The organism is Streptomyces sp. NPDC001532, assembly GCF_040298625.1.
In the GTDB taxonomy this organism is placed as follows: Bacteria; Actinomycetota; Actinomycetes; order Streptomycetales; family Streptomycetaceae; genus Streptomyces.
In genome coordinates, this window is record NZ_JBEPAL010000046.1 from 1 (window position 1) to 15,206 (window position 15,206).

The 15,206-nt window shown below is 72.3% G+C and carries 12 protein-coding genes; 9 read left to right on the plus strand and 3 right to left on the minus strand.

Going from position 1 to position 15,206, the window contains the following annotated elements:
- Window positions 1-23: 23 nt before the first annotated feature.
- Window positions 24-1,682 carry a glycoside hydrolase family 13 protein gene (locus tag ABT232_RS31550; protein ID WP_351846257.1) on the minus strand — a complete coding sequence of 553 codons (1,659 nt, stop codon included), beginning with the start codon at window positions 1,680-1,682 and terminating at the stop codon, window positions 24-26.
- 254 nt (window positions 1,683-1,936) lie between these two features.
- On the opposite strand from ABT232_RS31550, the gene ABT232_RS31555 reads away from it, so the two are divergent.
- Window positions 1,937-2,965, plus strand: coding sequence for a LacI family DNA-binding transcriptional regulator (locus ABT232_RS31555; RefSeq protein ID WP_351846259.1), 1,029 nt, complete (start codon window positions 1,937-1,939; stop codon window positions 2,963-2,965).
- Between the two features lie 58 nt (window positions 2,966-3,023).
- Here the strand turns inward: ABT232_RS31555 and rfbB are convergent, their stop codons facing one another.
- Complete coding sequence (gene rfbB / locus ABT232_RS31560) at window positions 3,024-4,001, minus strand: dTDP-glucose 4,6-dehydratase (protein ID WP_351846262.1); 978 nt, start codon at window positions 3,999-4,001, stop codon at window positions 3,024-3,026.
- Complete coding sequence (locus ABT232_RS31565; protein WP_351846265.1) at window positions 3,998-5,062, minus strand: glucose-1-phosphate thymidylyltransferase; 1,065 nt, start codon at window positions 5,060-5,062, stop codon at window positions 3,998-4,000. The genes rfbB and ABT232_RS31565 overlap by 4 nt, the downstream gene beginning before the upstream one ends.
- Window positions 5,063-5,345: 283 nt before the next feature.
- On the opposite strand from ABT232_RS31565, the gene ABT232_RS31570 reads away from it, so the two are divergent.
- The 8 genes from ABT232_RS31570 to ABT232_RS31605 are packed head-to-tail and all read left to right on the plus strand — an operon-like array spanning window position 5,346 to window position 15,203.
- Window positions 5,346-6,641 carry an aspartate aminotransferase family protein gene (locus ABT232_RS31570; RefSeq protein WP_351846268.1) on the plus strand — a complete coding sequence of 432 codons (1,296 nt, stop codon included), beginning with the start codon at window positions 5,346-5,348 and terminating at the stop codon, window positions 6,639-6,641.
- A complete protein-coding gene (locus ABT232_RS31575) occupies window positions 6,638-7,957 on the plus strand; it encodes an ABC transporter ATP-binding protein (protein ID WP_351846271.1) in 1,320 nt (439 codons plus the stop codon). Before ABT232_RS31570 ends, ABT232_RS31575 begins: the two co-directional genes overlap by 4 nt.
- Window positions 7,954-8,763 (plus strand): ABC transporter permease, encoded by an 810-nt coding sequence (locus tag ABT232_RS31580; RefSeq protein ID WP_351846274.1) that lies wholly within the window; start codon window positions 7,954-7,956, stop codon window positions 8,761-8,763. Before ABT232_RS31575 ends, ABT232_RS31580 begins: the two co-directional genes overlap by 4 nt.
- A 44-nt stretch (window positions 8,764-8,807) precedes the next feature.
- Complete coding sequence (locus ABT232_RS31585) at window positions 8,808-9,593, plus strand: ABC transporter permease (RefSeq protein ID WP_351846277.1); 786 nt, start codon at window positions 8,808-8,810, stop codon at window positions 9,591-9,593.
- 7 nt (window positions 9,594-9,600) lie between these two features.
- Window positions 9,601-11,061 carry a hypothetical protein gene (locus tag ABT232_RS31590; protein WP_351846279.1) on the plus strand — a complete coding sequence of 487 codons (1,461 nt, stop codon included), beginning with the start codon at window positions 9,601-9,603 and terminating at the stop codon, window positions 11,059-11,061.
- Window positions 11,062-11,063: 2 nt separating this feature from the next.
- Window positions 11,064-13,160 (plus strand): glycogen/starch synthase, encoded by a 2,097-nt coding sequence (locus ABT232_RS31595; RefSeq protein WP_351846282.1) that lies wholly within the window; start codon window positions 11,064-11,066, stop codon window positions 13,158-13,160.
- Entirely contained in the window at window positions 13,153-14,286 is a 1,134-nt protein-coding gene (locus ABT232_RS31600; protein WP_351846285.1) for a sugar phosphate nucleotidyltransferase, read from the plus strand. The genes ABT232_RS31595 and ABT232_RS31600 overlap by 8 nt, the downstream gene beginning before the upstream one ends.
- A complete protein-coding gene (locus ABT232_RS31605) occupies window positions 14,283-15,203 on the plus strand; it encodes a carbohydrate kinase family protein (protein WP_351846288.1) in 921 nt (306 codons plus the stop codon). The genes ABT232_RS31600 and ABT232_RS31605 overlap by 4 nt, the downstream gene beginning before the upstream one ends.
- Window positions 15,204-15,206: the final 3 nt, after the last annotated feature.

The following is a 15,206-nucleotide window of genomic DNA, read 5'->3' on the forward strand; positions in this document are numbered from 1 at the left end:
GAGCGTCGTAACGGATCACGCCCCTAGTGTCGTACGACGGGAAAAGCGGCCCCTACGCGCGCGTGCCTTCCTTCCGGCCTTCTACGCGCGCGTGCGGCACCAGGGCGGCGTGAGGACCGGCGGAAGGCGAGGACCCCCTCGGGCGTGTCCAGCCACCGCACCTGATCGCCGGCGCCGAGCGCGGCATGGTCCCGCCGCAGGGCGAGCGCGCCGCGGTACAGCTCCAGGGTGGAGTCGGGAGCACCGGACTGCGCCGCCACCGAGAGCTCGGCCCAGCCGGCCGGCTGGGGCAGCCAGCTCGGTCCGCCGGCCTCGGGCCCGAAGCCGTACGGCGGTTCGTCACCCGACCACGGGAAGGGGACCCGGCAGCCGTCGCGCAGCCCGTCCTGCCCGTTGCCGCGGCGGAACGACGGGTCCTGGCGGACCACGTCGGGCAGGTCGGTCACCTCCGGCAGGCCCAGTTCCTCGCCCTGGTAGAGGTAGGCCGAGCCGGGCAGCGCCAACATCAGCAGGGTCGCCGCGCGGGCCCGGCGCAGTCCGCGTCCGGGGTCGCCGTCGGCGAGCCGGGTGGTGTGCCGTACGACGTCGTGGTTGGAGAGCACCCAGGTGCTCGGTGCACCGATGGGGCGCATGACGTCGAGCGACTCGTCGATGGTGCGGCGCAGCGCGTCCGCGTTCCACTCGGTGCCCAGGTAGGGGAAGTTGAAGGCCTGGTGCAGCTCGTCGGCGCGGACGTAGCGCGCGGTGCGCTCGGGGCTCGGGGTCCAGGCCTCGGCCACGCCGACGCGCTCGCCCGGGTACTCGTCGAGGACGGCGCGCCAGGAGCGGTATATCTCGTGCACACCGTCCTGGTCGAAGAAGGGCAGGGCCCGGTTGCCGAGCAGGCGCAGTTGTTCACGGTGGCCGATGTCGGGCAGGCCCGCGGCCTTGACCAGCCCGTGGGCGACGTCGACACGGAAGCCGTCGACGCCCATGTCCAGCCAGAACCGCAGGACGGAACGGAACTCGTCGCGTACGGCGGCGCTGTCCCAGTTGAAGTCGGGCTGCTCGGGGGCGAACAGGTGGAGGTACCACTCGCCCGGTGTGCCGTCCGGGTCGGTGGTCCGGGTCCAGGCGGGTCCGCCGAAGACGGACTCCCAGTCGTTGGGCGGCTCAGCGCCGTCGGCGCCGCGGCCGGGCCGGAAGTGGAACCGGTCCCGCAGCGGCGAGCCGGGGCCGTCGCGCAGGGCCCGGCGGAACCAGTCGTGCTGGTCGGAGCAGTGGTTGGGCACCAGGTCGATGATGACGCGCAGGCCCAGTCGGTGGGCGTCGCGGATCAGGGCGTCGGCGTCGAGCAGGGTGCCGAACATCGGGTCGACGGCACGGTGATCGGCCACGTCGTAGCCGCCGTCGGCCTGGGGCGAGACGTAGAAGGGGCTCAGCCAGACGGCGTCGACGCCGAGTTCCTTCAGATACGGCAGCCGGGACCGCACACCCTCCAGGTCTCCCTCGCCGTCGCCGTCGCTGTCGGCGAAACTGCGCGGATACACCTGGTAGATGACGGCCTCGCGCCACCACTGCGACTTCCCGGCCGGGCCGGTGCCGGCCGTGTCGGCCTCGGCCTCGGTGCCGATGTGGGTGCCGGTGCCGGCACCGCCGCCGGTGTCGATGTCGGTGTCGGGTTCGGTCAGGTACTGGGTCATGTCTTCCCTTCCTGCGAGAGGGGGCCAGACGCTGCCCGTCGGCCGCGGTCGGGCGGCCTCGGGTAGCCAGGAACGTAACAGGAACAAGCGGGCACGGGTAAGAACTTGCGGAAACTTTCAGCAATGCTTTTCAGTCAATGTCCTTGTGCGCCGGTCGAGTTGACGTCCAGCGGGCCGCACCGACCTGACGCGGTCGCCGGCAGCGCGGCTCGCGCTGTGGGCAAGGCGGCGGCCAACAGGTACAGTCCACTGCCATGACCGCGCGACTTGCCGACATCGCAGCCGAGGCGGGAGTCAGCAAAGCCACGGTCAGCCGGGTGATCAACGGCGCGCGTGGAGTCGCGTCGGAGACCCGGGACTCCGTTCTCGCCGCGCTCGACGCCCTCGGTTACGAACGGCCGGTGCGGCTGCGCCAACGCGCCACGAATCTGATCGGGCTCATCACACCCGAGCTGGACAACCCCATCTTCCCCGCGATGGCGCAGGTCATCGGGCAGGCGCTGACGCGCCTCGGGTGCGTGCCGGTGCTGGCGACCCAGAGCCCGGGAGGGTCGACGGAGGACGAGCTCACCGAGATGCTGGTGGCCCGGGGAGTGGCCGGGATCATCTTCGTGTCCGGACTGCACGCCGACACCACCGCCGACCACGAGCGCTACAGCAGGCTGCACGAGCAGCACGTGCCCTTCGTCCTCATCAACGGCTTCTCCCCCACAATCCGGGCGCCGTTCGTCTCGCCCGACGACCGCTCCGCCATGGCCCTGGCCGTGACCCATCTGACGGCGCTCGGGCACACCCGCATCGGACTGGCGGTGGGACCCGGGCGATTCGTTCCGGTGCAGCGCAAGATCGAGGGGTTCCGCACCGCCGTACGGGAGCGGCTGGGGCTGTCGGCCGAGGAGTCGGCGGAGCTGATCCGGCACTCCCTGTTCACCCTGGAGGGCGGTCAGGCCGCGGCGGCGTCGCTGCTCGACCGGGGGTGCACGGCCTTGGTGTGCGCCAGCGACATGATGGCGCTCGGGGCCGTCCGCTGCGCACGGCAGCGGGGTCTGGCGGTTCCCGAGGACGTCTCCGTCATCGGGTTCGACGACTCCCCGCTCATCGCCTTCACCGACCCGCCCCTGACGACGGTCCGGCAGCCGGTGCGGGCGATGGGGCAGGTCGCCGTCGAGGCGCTGCTGGAGGAGATGAGCGGCGATCCGGCCCCGCACACCGAGTTCGTCATCATGCCCGAGCTGGTGGTGCGCGGTTCGACGGCGTCCGCTCCGCGCGAACGGCCGGCCTGAGCACACCGCAGACCGCGCACCGCGCACCGCCACCGCACACCGCGCACCGCACACCCGCTCAGAGCGCCGAGAGCAGCGGTCGCCACCAGTCGGTGTGCCGCTTGTACCACTCCACGGTCGCGGCCAGCGCGGTGTCGAACGAACTGTGCGGGCGGTAGCCCAGCTCCTCGGTGATCTTGGTGTGGTCGACCGCGTACCTGCGGTCGTGGCCCTTGCGGTCGGCGACGGTGACGATCCGCTCGGCGCCCGCTCCGCACAGCGCGAGCAGACGATGGGTGAGGTCCAGGTTGGTCAGCGAGGTGCCGCCGCCGATGTTGTAGGTCTCCCCCGGCCGGCCCGCGAGCCGGACCAGTTCGAGTGCTCTGACGTGGTCGTCGACGTGCAGCCAGTCGCGTACGTGCAGGCCGTCGCCGTAGAGCGGGACGGTGTCGCCCTCCAGCAGTGCGGTGAGGAACCGCGGGACGAGCTTCTCCGGGTGCTGGTAGGGCCCGAAGTTGTTGGAGCAGCGGGTCACCCGGACGTCGAGTCCGTGGGTGTGGTGGTGGGCGAGGGCGATGAGGTCGGCGGCGGCCTTGGAGGCGGCGTAGGGCGACGACGGCAGCAGCCGGTCGGTCTCCTTCGCCGCGCCGAACGGCACCGAGCCGTACACCTCGTCGGTCGAGACGTGGAGGAAGGTGCGCACGCCCTCGCGCAGGGCGGCGTCCAGCAGGATCTGGGTGCCGAGCACATTGGTCCGGGCGAAGTCACCGCCGGACGCGATGGAGCGGTCGACATGGGACTCGGCGGCGAAGTGCACGATCTGGTCGTGTTCGGCGGCCAGCGTCGCCACCAGCGGCGCGTCGCACACATCGCCCTGCACGAAGGTGAGTCGAGGATGCGCGAGCACCGGGTCGAGGCGGGCCAGGCTGCCCGCGTAGGTGAGCTTGTCCAGAACGGTCACGGAGGCGCCGGCGGGCCCGTCGGGGCCGAGGAGCCGGCGGACGTAGGCGGATCCGATGAAGCCGGCTCCGCCGGTGACGAGGATACGGGGGCTCATGAGGTGAGGTGCACCTTGCTGTGGTCGCCGATCACGAGACGGTGGGCTTGCGGGGGGCGCGGGGCCTGTCCGACGACGGCGCCGCGGCCGATGAGGGACGCCTCGATCCGGCCGGCCCCCTCGACCTGGGCGCCGCGCAGCAGGACGGAGTACTCGATGGCGCTGTCCTCGATGCGGCAGTCCTCCCCGATGGAGGTGTACGGCCCCACGCTGGAGTTGCTGACAACGGCGCCCGCGCCGATGACCACCGGGCCCACCACCCGTGAGCCGCGCACGACGGCGCCCTCGGCGACGCGGACCCGGCCGATCAGGGTGCTGGCCGGGTCGACCTTGCCCTCGACCCGGCCCTCCAGCCCGTCCAGGACCTCACGGTTGACCTCCAGCATGTCCTCGACGCTGCCGGTGTCCCGCCACGGCCGGGTGGTGACGGTGGCGCGCACCGGGTGGCCGTGGTCGATCAGCCACTGGATGGCGTGGGTGATCTCCAGTTCGCCGCGCGGGGAGGGCCGGATGGCGCGGACCGCCTCGTGCACGGCCGCGCTGAACGCGTAGACGCCGATGAGGGCGAGGTCGCTGCGGGGTGTGTCGGGCTTCTCCTCCAGGCGCAGTACACGGCCTTCGGGGTCCACCTCGGCGACGCCGAAACGGGTGGGGTCGGCGACGGGGGTCAGCAGCAGCCGGGCCGCGGCGGGACCGGCGGTGCCGCGGGTCAGTTCGGTGACGCCTTCGGGCAGGTAGTTGTCGCCGAGGTAGAGCAGGAAGTCGTCGTCCTGGAGGAAGTCGCGGGCGATGAGGACCGCGTGGGCGAGACCGAGTGGCCGCGGCTGTGCCAGGTAGGTGATCCGCAGGCCGAAGCCGGCGCCGTCGCCGGCCAGTTCGCGGATGGCGGGGCCGTGGGCGCCGACGACGATGCCGACGTCGCGGACTCCGGCCGCCGCCAGGGACTCCAGGGCGTAGAACAGCACGGGCTTGTTGGCGATCGGCAGCAGCTGCTTGGCGCCGGAGTACGTGAACGGTCTGAGCCGGCTGCCGGTGCCCCCCGCCAGCACCAGTGCCTTCACCTGGGCCTCCGGGTTAACGGGGGCCTCTGGGGATGTTGTGGTCTCACGGATCTCTCCTCGGGCAAGAGGCGTGGTGCGGCCGGAAGGCCATGTCGACTCAAGCAGAGGGCGGCAAGCCCACGCAAGAGTTCCCTGAAACTTTCAGCAATTGCTTGCTAACCCCTTCGCCTGGGTGTTTGACTCACTTCTCGCAACGCCAACGACCGTGCGCGGCAAGGCATTTCAGCCATCGCAAGGCACTCCGGTCGTCCGCAAGGCATCCGTCCGATCCGTGGGGGCCGTAGTGACAGGCATCCGGCAAGCCCGGCAGCTGGAGAGAGAGGCCCGGCATCTGGCGCCCGGCGCGTCCGAGGAGGCCGAGCACGGGCGCCGGGTGTTCACCGAGGGCCGGGGCCCGGTCCTGACCGACCTCGACGGCAACCAGTACCTGGACTTCGCGGCCGGCACCCTGACCCAGTCCCTGGGGCACGGCCACCCGGAGGTCGTCGCGGCCCTCACGGCCCAGGCCCAGCGGCTGTGGAACGTGCACGACAGCGCCACCCCGGACCGTGCCGACCTGCTGGAACTGCTCGCCCGGCTGCTGCCCGAGCACCTCGACACCTACGCCTTCTTCTCCACCGGCGCGGAGGTCGTGGAGGCGGCGCTGCGGGTGGTCCAGGCCACGGCCGAACCGGGCCGCAACCGGATCGGCGCGCTGCGGCACGGTTTCCACGGCAAGACCATGGGCGCCAGGATGCTGGTGCACTGGGACGTCGGGCACCAGTCGTTCAGCGGCAACAGCGTGCTCGGCTACGCGCCGTACTGCTACCGCTGTCCGCTGGAGCTCGAGTATCCGTCCTGCGGGTTGCGCTGCGCTTCGCTGGTGTCCAGGCACATCGCCGCCAAGCCGAACGTCTCCGCGCTGGTCTTCGAGCCGGTCCTGGGCGCGGCCGGGGTGATCGTGCCGCCGCCCGGCTACTGGGAGCGGGTCGGCGAGGCCTGCCGCGAGGGCGGGGTGCTGCTGGTGGCGGACGAGGTGCTGACCGGCGGCGGCCGTACCGGTGCCTTCCTCGCCAGTGAACCGCTCGGCGTGGAACCGGATCTGGCGATGCTGGCCAAGGGCACCGCCAACGGGTTCCCGTTCGCCGTGCTGGCCGGCCGTTCCGACCTGTTGCGCAGACCGGAGGCGGCCACCGCGGGGGCGTACGCCTCGACCTTCGCGAGCAATCCGCTCGGGATCGCCGCCGCCCGCGCCACGCTGGAGGTGATCGAACGGGACCGGCTGATCGAGCGGGTCGGGACCCTCGGCGCGCTGCTGGAGGACCGGCTCACCGCGCTGCACGACCGGTTCGACAACCTCGGCCAGGTGCGCGGCCTCGGCCTGCTGTGGGGGCTGGAGTTCGTGACCGACCGGGCGAGCCGCACCCCGGCCCCGGACATCGCCCGCGCCGTCTACACCACCGCTCTCGATCTCGGGCTGCGGGTCGCGCTCGGCGGGCACATCCTGCGTCTCGCGCCGCCGTTCACCGTCGACGAGGCCCTGGTCGAGGAGGGCGTGGCCCTGCTGGGCAAGGCGATCGAACGGGTGGTGGCGGCGTGATCATCGCCGAACACCTCGTCAAGGAGTTCCGGCTGGCCGAGCGCAAGCCGGGCCTGCTCGGCAGCGTCTCCACCCTGTTCACCCGCCGGCACCGGATCGTGCGCGCCGTCGACGACATCTCCTTCGAGATACCGGCCGGCACCAAGACCGCGTACATCGGCGCCAACGGGGCCGGCAAGTCCACCACCATCAAGATGCTCACCGGCATCATGACCCCCACCTCGGGCCGCTGCCTGGTCGCCGGGATCGAGCCCTACCGCAACCGGCAGCTCAACGCCCGCCGCATCGGTGTGGTGTTCGGCCAGCGCAGCCAGCTGTGGTGGGACCTGTCGGTGCCGGACTCCTTCCGCATTCTGCAACGCGTCTACGACATCCCGGAGCCGGTCCACCGGCGCAACCTCGCGCTGTTCCGGGAACTCCTCGACATCGACGCGCTCGGTACGACCCCGGTGCGGCAGCTGAGCCTCGGCCAGCGGATGCGGGCGGAGATCGCGGCCAGCCTGCTGCACGATCCCGAGGTGCTGTTCTGGGACGAGCCGACCATCGGCCTGGACATGGTCCTCAAGGACGCGGTGCGCGAACTGGTCAACCGCGCCCACCGGGAGCTGGGCACCACCGTGGTGCTCACCAGCCACGACATCGCCGACATCGCCGCGATCTGCGACAGCGCCCTGGTCGTCGACCACGGCCGGGTGGTGCACCAGGGCTCGCTGCACGACCTGTTACGCACCGCCGGTCACCGGTCGGTCGTCTTCGACCACCGCGACGGCACCTCCGCGACCGAGGCGCTGCGCACCATCGAGGCGGGGCTGCCCGGGGTACGCGCCGTCACCGGCGACGACGGCCGCATCCGGGTCGCGTACCCGACGGGCGAGTACACCTCCCGGCAGGTGCTGGCCTTCCTGCTGGACCGTTTCGACCTCGCCGACTGGTACGCCCCGGAGCCGGACCTGGAGGACGTGCTGCGGCAGATCTACGGCCGTCCCCGGCGGCAGGAGCCCACGGCGGGCGAACCGTCGGCGTCGGGTGACACGTCGGCGCCGTCGGCGTCGGGCGAACCGCCAGTGACCGGCAACTCGTCGGCGCCGGGCGAACCGTCAGCGACCTGCAACCCGTCGGCGCCGGGCGAACCGTCAGCGACCTGCAACCCGTCGGCGCCGGGCGAACCGTCAGCGACCTGCAACCCGTCGGCGTCGGGCGAACCGTCAGCCGCCGGCACCCCTTCGACGGCCGGTGGACCTTCGACGGCCGGTGGACCTTCGACGCCCGGTGCCCCGTCGACGTCCGCCGACGCGGCACGGAACGGCGCCGCATGACCGGCCGGCTGCGCGCCTACCTCCCCTTCGCGACCAGCGGACTCCAGTCGCTGCTCCAGTACCGCTCGCTGTTCGCCATGACCGCGATCACCGCGGCGGCGGGCGCGGCCGTCACCGTCTTCCTGTGGCGTGCCGTGTACGCCGGCGATCCGGGCAGCGGCCCCGGCGGCTTCGACCAGCGCAGCATCACCACCTATCTCCTGGTGGCCCAGCTGCTCCAGGTGCTGCACACCAACCGGGTGGACGACGAGGTCGCCGCCGAGGTCTACCGCGGTGACGTGGCGGTGATGCTGGTGCGGCCCGTCAGCTACCCGGTGATGCGGTTCTTCGCCTGCCTGCCCGTGGTGGGGGCGAACGCGCTCCTGGTCGGGGTGCCGGTGCTCGGCCTGTTCGCGCTGGTGCTGCCGCTCACCGTGCCCCGGCCGCTGGATCTGCTGCTGTTCGCGCTGTCCACGGCGCTGTCGGTGCTGCTGGCGTTCTGTGTGAACCTGCTGACCGGCATGACCGGGTTCATCACCACCAACACCTGGGGCGTGCGGATGGTCAAGCAGAGCGTGACCGCCTTCTTCGCCGGCCAGATGGTGCCCATCGCGCTGATGCCCGACCCGCTGGCGACGCTCGCGCGGGCCCTGCCGTTCAGCGGGATGGTGGACGGGCCGCTGACCCTGCTGCTGGGCCGGTACGACGGCTGGACGTCCGCCGCCGGGGTGCTCGGCGCGCAGCTGGCCTGGGTGGCCGGGCTGATCCTGCTGTGCGCCGTGCTGTGGCGGTCCTGCCTGGGGCGGCTGGAGGTGCTGGGCGGATGAGCCTCGCGAAGCGGACCGGGCCGAGGACGGCCGCCCGCACGCTAATGCGCTACGCCCGCCTGTCGTGGTTCCTCGGTGGGGTCGGACTGCACCGGCTCACCGCCTACCGGATGGACTTCCTGCTGGGCGCCGGCGCCTTCCTGGTCCGGGTCGGCATCCAGACGGCGGTCGTCGGCCTGGTCTTCCGCCAGGTCCCCGCGGTCGGCGGCTGGTCCTACCACGAGGTGCTGTTCCTGCTCGGCTTCTCGCTGCTGCCGCGGGGCCTGGACCATCTCTTCACCGACCAGTTGTGGGAGCTGGGCCGCAAGCTCGTCCAGCGCGGCGAGTTCTACCGCTACCTCGTCCGCCCGGTGAACCCGCTGTTCTCCCTGCTGTCGGAGCGGTTCTTCCATCCGGACGGGCTCGGCGAACTGATCGTCGGCGCCGTGCTGGTGGGCTACGCCGGCTCCGAGCTGGGACTGTCGCCGACCCCGGCGCAGTGGCTGCTGGCCCCGCTGCTGGTGCTGTGCGGGGCGCTCATCCACACCGCCGTGAAGCTGTTCTTCGCCTCGCTGTCCTTCTGGACCGTGACGAGCCTGCCGTCGATGTACGCGGCGAGCCAGGTCTCGGAGTTCGCCGCCTACCCGCTCGACATCTACCACCCGACCCTGCGCGGACTGCTGACCTGGGTCCTGCCGTTCGCCTTCACCGCCTATGTGCCGAGCACCTACCTGCTGCACGGCGACACCCGACTGCTCGGCTGGCTGCCGGTGGTGACCGCCGGAGCCCTGGCGCTCGCCCTGACGGTGTGGCGGCGCGGTGTCGACACCTACGAGATGACCGGGAGCTGATCCGGCCGTGCTGGACGACGACGCACTCGATGCCCTGCTGCGCGCGGCACCGTGGATGGACGAGGACGGCCGGCGGGCCGGCCGCTTCGAGCGGACCGACGAGGTCGCGCTGGACGAACGGACCCACCTGCTGGTGGTGACCGCGCTCGGCGGGCGCGCGTCCGGGCAGCGGTACTTCGTGCCGGTGCGCGTGCCGCCGGGCCCGGGCGGCGTCGAGGAGGCCCATGGCGGGCCGGAGTTCGACGGCCTGGCCTGGCGGGCCGCCGGGGCCGGGGCGGAGCTGACGACCGTGCGCGGTGGCCGGATCCGCTTCCGCGGCGCGGACGGGGCGGCGGGGCCGCTGCGCCGGCTGCCGTTCGAGCGCGGCTGGTCCTCCAACGCGCTGTCGCTGGTCGAGGCCGGCGGTGCCGCCTATGTGCACAAGACCTACCGGCGGCTGGACGAGCCGGTGCGCGAACCGGAGCTGCTGCGGCTGATGCGCGGCACCGGCCGCACCCCCGAGTGGGCCGGTGACTACGACTACGTCGACCCCGCCGACGGCACCCGGCACCCGCTCGGCGTGTTCTACCGCTACGCCCCGGGCGACGGCGTCGACCTGCCGCTGCGGGAGAACATGCGCTCGCTGTGGGCGAAGGTGACCGCCGGGAGCGACGTCGACCGGACGGTGCGGGAGCACCTGCGGCCGCTGGCCGGCCATCTGCGCGAGGCCGGACGGTTCCTGGCCGGGTTCCACCGCGATCTGGCCGCCCGGCTCGGCGGCGCACCGCGCCCGTACCCGGTGCTCGAGGTGCTGGCCCGGACCGAGGCCCGGCTGACCGCGCTGGAGTCGGCGGACATCGCGCTTCCGCATGATGCGCGGACCGCCGCCTTCGAAGCGCTGCGGGCCGAGAGCGCGGCGCTGCGCACCACGTTCGAGGGCCGCCCCGCCGCCTTCCTCTCCGCTCCCGCCCACGGCGATCTGCATCTGTCCCATCTGCTGTGCCGGCCGCGCGGCGACGGCGGCTGGTCCTTGCAGGTGATCGACATGTCGACACCGGCGCTCGGCCCGGACGAGCCGGAATGGGCCGCGCAGTCACCCGTGCAGGACCTGGTCGCGATCGAGCGGGCCCTGGAGTACTTCGCCGCGGACGAGGCGGCCTTCGAGAGCGCCGGTCGGCTCGGCGTCGACTCGCTGGAGGCCATGACGGGCGCCCTGGACGGCGCCGCCGACTGGCCGGCGGACCGGCGCGCCGCGCTGCGCCTCGTCTTCCACGCGGCCGACGTGTGGCGGGCGCGGGTGCTGCGGCTGCTGCTCGGCCCGGTCGCCCTGGACCCGCTGCGCCGGCTGCTGTACCTGGCGCGGCTGCTGCACGAACTCGCCTACAACTGCGACCACGCCCGCCCGTACCACGCCGCGATCGACCTGCGGCACGCGCCGGCGCGCGGCGCTCTCTTCCCGGCCCCGACCACCACCTCAGCGAGGACGTGAACGTGACCGTGCCCGAACCCCGCATGCACATCGTCGAGACGTACTTCGAATGCTGCGGCTTCGACCACACCTTCCTGCAGGGCGGCACCTCGGTGTACCTGTGGAACCTCTCCCGGGCCTTCGCCGCCCGCGGCCACCGGGTGTCCATCGTCACCCCGGCGCACGGCCGGCTCGACGATCTGCGCGGCCGGTACGAGGTCGAGGACCTGGACTACTCCGACAGCTACACCCTGCCGCTGGTCCTCGACCCGGAGGTCTGGCGGGACTTCCCCGCCGAGGTGGAGGTGCCGCTCACCACCACCGCGCACCGCATCCGGCTCGACGGGGTCGACCTGTACTTCCTGTCCAACGACTACCTGGACCGGCTCCCGGACACCTTCTACCCGCCGTACTCGGCGAAGGGGCGGGACCTGGTCTTCTTCAAGCCGCTCGCCTTCCAGGTCGACAGCGTGCGCTTCCTGCGCCACTGGTTCGGTGGCGAGAAGACGCTGGTGCACGCGCACGAGCCGTACTACCACTACCTGCTGCCGGCGGCGCTGCGCGACGATCCGCTCAAGCCGGTGGTGAGCACGGTGCAGAGCAACATGCCGATCACCAAGAAGGTGTACGGCCCTAAGGTGCGCAGGCTGCTGGAGCTGCTGGGTGCCGAGGTGCCGCTGCCGCCGGACCCGCCGCCCGCCGACGAGCGGCCTGACGCGATCCGCCAGTACCAGCAGCTGACCCATCTGCACTACGACTACCCGCCCGACCACGTGGCCCTGTACCGGCTGATCCTGGACCACGCCGACCTGGTCGACTTCCTCTCCCCCGGACAGCTGGACTTCTACGCCTCGTTCGCCGACACGCCGTTCGAGTCGCTGTTCCGGGAACTGCCCGTCTCCCGTGACGTGCGGGACAACGCGCACAAGATGTTCGTCGGCGGCTGCGCGATATCCGACCAGTGGCTGGCCTGGGACCCGGCGGACGTGGACCGCGCAGGGGTGCTCTCCGGCCTCGGCCTCGACCCGGCGCTGCCGACCTTCTTCCACAACGCGCGCTACGCCCTGCACCACAAGGGCCAGCTGGAGCTGGTGCGCGCCGTCGACCGGGTCCTCGGCGACGGTCTCGCCGCGAACTTCGTGCTGCGCTGCATCTCCGGCGCCCCGCTCGACGACCCGTACTTCCGCGAGGTGGCCGAGCGGCACAAGGGGCGGCTGCATCTGGAGTGGGAGCGGGTCGACGAGCGGCGCGTGTTCGAGTACGCGGCGGCGAGCGACTTCTGCCTGTTCCCGTCCAAGTTCGAGATGGACACCTTCCTCATCGCCCAGGGCGAGGCGATGGTCTGCGGGGCCGTGCCGATCGCCACCGCCCAGCAGGGCATGGCCCACTTCGGGCACGCCAGGACCGGGCCGGACGCCACCGGGTTCGCGGTGAACCGCTCGTTCGCCGAGGACGACACGCTGCTCACCGACGCCCTGGTCGCCCGGATCCACGAGGCGGTGACCCTGTGGACCGAGGAGCCGGACCGGTACCGCGAGCTCGCCGGGCGCGCCACCGCGCTCGCCCGGCGGTTCACCTGGGAGCACTGCGCGGATCTGCATCTCGCCGCGTTCCGCCGGCTCTGGCAGGGCGAACCGGCCGTCCTGCCGGTGGAGCGGGCGCTGCGCCACGGCTGGTTCGAACTGCTGGCGGACGGCGACCTCACCGAGGAGGCGCTGCTGCGCCACGGCGACCTCACGGCGTACGAACGTCTGGCGCCGGTGGACACGGCGGTCGCCCGGCGGTTCTACGACGCCGCCTGGGAGCGGGCGGACTTCGCCTGCTGCGAGCGGGTCCTGGAGCGTTTCCCGGAGGCGGTGCCAAACGCCCTGCGGCGGTTGCTGCGCGAGCGCCATCAGGTGGGCGACGGTGTCCTCACCTACCGGCTGCCGCACGCGGACCGGGTGGAGCTGGTCACCCCGGCCGAGCCGGACGGCTCCGCCCGTGCCCTGCCCGAGGTGCGGCGGCTGCGCCGGACCGCGCCGGGTGTCTTCGAGGGACCGGTGCCCGAGCCCGGGGCCCGGCTGCTGCTGACGCTGGGCACCGGTCGCGTCACCTGGGACGAGGTACGGCATGGCTGAGCGGGACGCGGTACGCGCGGTGCTGCTGGCGGGTGGCGAGGGCCGGCGCATGGGCCCGCTGGGCACCGGCCGGCTGAAGCCGCTGGTGCCGTACGGCGGGGCCTGCCGGCTCATCGACTTCAGTCTGGCCAACGCGCGCGCCTCGGGCCTGGGCGAGGTGCTGCTGCTGTCGCAGTACGAGGAGCGCCGGCTCATGGACGACCTGCACCGGGTGTGGAACGGCGGCGCGGACTTCCGGGTGCGCTTCGGGCCGTACGACCGGGCGTACCGAGCCGCGGGCCGGGCGCTGCCGCGGGAGCTGCCGGAGCGCACCTGGCCGGCCGAGCGGGGCACCGCGGACGCGCTGATCCGCAAGGCCGAGTACGTCTTCGGCGGTGACCCCGAGCAGATCCTGGTGCTGCACGCCGATCACGTGTACCGCTTCGACCACCGGCCGCTGATCGCCGCCCACCGGGCCTCGGGCGCCGCGCTGACCGTCTCCTACCAACGGATCGAGCGGCGCTGGGTCCATCTGTTCGGAATGGTCCGCTTCGACGGGGCGGGGCGGCTCACCGAGTTCACGGAGAAGCCCGCGGAGCCGACGAGCGATCTGGTGTTCGCCGCGTTCTGCGTCTTCGACGCCGCCGTGCTCCGCCGCTACCTGGAGAAGCTCGACGGCACGGACTGGCAGCACGACATCAGCCGGGACGTCATCCCGGCGATGCTCGCGGCCGGCGAGGAGATCCGCGGCTACGAGGTGGCCGGGCACTGGGAGGACATCGGCACCGTCGAGCGCTACCACCGGGCGCATCTGCGGCTGGCGGCGGACGGTCCGCGCTCCGGTCTGCCGGTGGAGCGGATGCCCTGGACGGTCCGCCCGGAGGTGGGACGCCGGTGGGTGTCCGATGCCCACGGGGTGACCTCGTCGTTGGTCCCTGCGGACCTCGTCAACGACGGCCTGGTGGAACAGAGCGTGCTGTTCCCCGGCGTACGCGTCGGGGCGGGCGCGCGGGTCCGGCGCAGCGTGCTGCTGCCGGGCGTCACGGTCCCCCCGGGAAGCGACATCGACTCGGCGGTGGTCCTGGAGAACGGACAGGTACAGCAGGTGCCGGACACCGCACCGCGAACGGAAGGAACGCGCACATGAGCTTGCCCCCTTACGACGTCCTGGTGGTCGGTGGTGCCGGCGTGGACACCGTCGTACGCGTCGAGAAGCTGGAGGTGCCGCCCGGCGACTCGCTGCACGTGCCGCCCGTGTACGACTACGTGGCGCACACCGGGAACGGGGTGGCGCTCGGCTGTCACGCGCTCGGGCTCGCCACCAAGTTCATCGACTTCCTCGGGGACGACCCGCAGGGGCACGCGGTGCTCGCCGCGTACGCCGAGCGGGGTCTGGACTTCAGCCATCTGGTGTCCCCGCACGGCACCCCGCGCGGCATCAACCTGGTCGACGCCGAGGGCCGCCGGTTCTCCTTCTACGACTCCCGGCACCCGGTGGACCTGCGGCTGCCCCGCGAGTTCTACCTGCCGCACCTGGAGCGGGCGCGGCATGTGCATCTGTCGATCACCGGTGTCAACCGGGACATGTACGAGGACATCCACCGGCTGGGCGTCACCAGCTCCACGGATCTGCACGACTGGGACGGGAGCAACCCGCACCATCTGACCTACGCGCTCGCCTCCGACTACGTGTTCCTCAGCGCGGCGGCCCTGGGCGGCCGGCTGGAGGAGGTCCTGCACCGGATCGTCGACGAGGGCCGGGCCCGGTTCGTGGTGGCGACCGCCGGTGCGGCGGGCTGTCATCTGCTGGTGCGGGGCGAGGAGAAGTCGCGGCACTTCCCGGCGGTGCGCCCGGAGCGGCCGGTGGTCGACAGCAACGGCGCGGGCGACGCGTTCGTCACGGCCTTCCTGCACGCCCTGATGGAGGGTCAGCCGCTGGAGGACTGTGTGCGGGCCGGTTCCGTCTCGGGCGCGTTCGCGTGCGCGAGCGCCGGCACCCACACCGAGTTCATCGATCTGCCGGGACTGCGCGCGGCGGTCGCCCGCGCCGTCCCGGCCGGGTGAGAG

Coding starts and splice junctions, on each gene's coding strand:
- ABT232_RS31555 (WP_351846259.1), top strand. CDS start 1,937: ATGACCGCGCGACTTGCCGACATCGCAGCCGAGGCGGGAGTCAGCAAA.
- ABT232_RS31580 (WP_351846274.1), top strand. CDS start 7,954: ATGACCGGCCGGCTGCGCGCCTACCTCCCCTTCGCGACCAGCGGACTC.
- ABT232_RS31605 (WP_351846288.1), top strand. CDS start 14,283: ATGAGCTTGCCCCCTTACGACGTCCTGGTGGTCGGTGGTGCCGGCGTG.
- rfbB (WP_351846262.1), bottom strand. CDS start 4,001: ATGAGCCCCCGTATCCTCGTCACCGGCGGAGCCGGCTTCATCGGATCC.
- ABT232_RS31550 (WP_351846257.1), bottom strand. CDS start 1,682: ATGACCCAGTACCTGACCGAACCCGACACCGACATCGACACCGGCGGC.
- ABT232_RS31585 (WP_351846277.1), top strand. CDS start 8,808: ATGCGCTACGCCCGCCTGTCGTGGTTCCTCGGTGGGGTCGGACTGCAC.
- ABT232_RS31600 (WP_351846285.1), top strand. CDS start 13,153: ATGGCTGAGCGGGACGCGGTACGCGCGGTGCTGCTGGCGGGTGGCGAG.